At 65.4% G+C, this 2244-nt stretch carries 1 protein-coding gene and 2 pseudogenes; 1 reads left to right on the top strand and 2 read right to left on the bottom strand.

The genetic code is table 11. From position 1 onward, the window contains the following. Positions 1–94 precede the first annotated feature (94 nt). Positions 95–627, top strand: a pseudogene (locus tag ACZ6IM_RS42540) (transposase); the annotation flags it as partial. Between the two features lie 185 nt (positions 628–812). On the opposite strand, the gene ACZ6IM_RS42535 reads toward ACZ6IM_RS42540, so the two are convergent. Together ACZ6IM_RS42535 and ACZ6IM_RS42530 are read right to left on the bottom strand one after the other, a co-directional pair. Further along, positions 813–1499, bottom strand: coding sequence for an alpha/beta hydrolase (locus tag ACZ6IM_RS42535; protein ID WP_319218832.1), 687 nt, complete (start codon positions 1497–1499; stop codon positions 813–815). 659 nt (positions 1500–2158) lie between these two features. Next, positions 2159–2244 (bottom strand): annotated as a pseudogene (locus tag ACZ6IM_RS42530) (IS5/IS1182 family transposase); the annotation flags it as partial.

Here is a 2244-nt window from a genome sequence, read left to right as displayed (position 1 = left end):
TCACGGCTGCCGACTTCTGCCGCCGTCACCTCGCCGCTGCCTCCGAGCAGGAATGATCCGACAATCCGGCGAACCTTCCCGGTCAGAGCACTAGAAGAACCGCAAGGTGGAGAACGCCGCCGCGCTCGCTGACACCGCCGTCGAGGCGGCCAGGGCCCAACACACCGCGCTGCCGGGAGAGGCCCTCGCGGCCGCCATGGTCGCCCGCTTCGCCAAGGGCGTGCTGGCCCTCAACGAGAGATCGCCGAACTCGAGGCGCCCATCAAGGTCGGGTTCAACGAGTACCGAAACGCAACGGTGACCCGGAGCCTGCCCGGCGGGGGCAGGCCCCTCGGCGCCGAGTTCATCGCCGCCACCGGTGACGACCTGGAGGCTTTTGCGCGGCCGACGGCGTCGCGTCGTTCGTCGGCCTGGCACCCGTGCCGCGGGACTCCGGCCGAGTCAGCGGCAACATGTGTCGCCCGCGCCGCTACCACCGCGGCCTGCTCCGGGCCTCTTACCGCTCCGCGAGGGCGGGCCTGAAAACTACTCCGCCTCCCAGGCTTACCACGGACGCACGCGGAACGAGGGAAAGGGGAACAAGCAGGCCTTACTCGCTCTGGCCGTCGGCGGACCAACGTCTTGTGAGCCATGCTCCGCGACGGAGTGTGCTAAGAGCCCTTACCGACCGTCACAGCACCACCTTGACATCGTCATGCGGAAGTTCTTTGTCTACCGAGCTCGATGACATTCGAACTGGGTCCGCCGCCTGGGCAATTCGCCGGAGAGTTGGACGGTCCTGCTGTGTCACACGACGGGGCCCAGGCACTGCCCTAGGTCTGCGAGGTTCCCACGGAGTCGATACGGCGGACAAGGTCCAGGACGAGGTCGGGTCGGCTGAGGTACGGGGAGTGGCTGGTCGGCCAAGCCAGTGCCTCGCCGCAGCGGGCTGCGAACTGTTTCTGGATTTCGGGGCGCAACGCACGGTCCCGCTGGCACTGCACATAGGTGCTGGGTGTGACATCACGGTTGACCCGTGTCGGAGTCCATTGCCCGATGTCGTCCCGCTCGGGACGCAGCAACTGTGTGGCTGCCTTCGCGTCTTCGGGGCTGCAATCGGCGTAGAACGCCTCTCTTGCGCTCTCCGGATCAACATGTGTGTATCCGTCCGGACCAGGCCTCATCACTGCTAGCAGGGGATCAGGCGTGCCTGTCTGCTCGATCGCGCGAACAGCGACGTCCGTGGCGGTCTCACCTGGGTCGAGCACGTAAGACGCGAGATGAATGATGTGCCGGACCCCGGTAAGCGACCCGGCCACCAGGCCACCGAAGGAGTGAGCGAGCACGACTGGCGGTTGGGGGCAGGAGTCGACAGCCTCCTGGGCGGCGGCTACGCGGTCCGGCAGCGAGTCCTTGTCCAGGTCGGGGGCGAGGACGTCGATTCCGGTGTGTGTGAGGCGGCTGGTGAGGTCGGCAAAGTGCGCGGGCTGATGCCACGAGCCGTGTAGAGCGATCAACATGCAGTAAGGCTACATAGTTTTTGTCGCTGGACTCGAATGGAGAGCCGAATGACGTCGCTCACCCGGGAATCACCGGACGTGACGTCGGCCTTCGTCTGATCATGCACTCAGGCCAAGGTGCACGTGAACCCAACGAAGGCCGTTGTTCGAGTTGATGGACGGGTACTCTGCGGGGACGGTCTTGTGGAATCGTCGGCGGATTTTACGCTGGTGCCAGAGCATCACCGGGGGCACGGCGTGTTGTACCGCGTCCTCAAGCGCGGCGGAATGGATATCGACCGCCTGCGGAGGTGCTGGCCGGGTTGCCGATGGCGAGCTTCGAGGGCGGGGGTCTGGTGCTCGCGGTCGTCGTGTCGCCCTGGCTGCGCTCGGACCGTGCGCCGGAGGCCCGTTGCGAGCTGCACGCGGGCTGATCGACGCCGATACCGGCGAGCCGGTCCCCTGTGTACCCGGCTTCTCCGGAGACACACGCGGCTAGACAAGAGCGGGTGTCGAGATGATCACGGAATCGAAGACGTTCATGCCCAGTCAGAAGTTCCTGGTTCTTTGGTGGATCCCCGTCATCCGGGGACGCATCGGCAACTACAACTTCTAACGGATCGGCCCTTACATCGCCTTCCACGGCACCGGGATCGAACAGAGCGAAGCACTGAGCTTCTTCAGCGTTGCAGCTCCAGTGTGAGGACTGCCTTGGCGATTGACGTCATGCGGTTGGGGCTGCAGCGGGACCTGCGGAAGATCCGCC

This window comes from Streptomyces sp. NPDC042336 (genome assembly GCF_055581985.1).
This window is presented reverse-complemented; position numbering and strand designations above follow the sequence as displayed.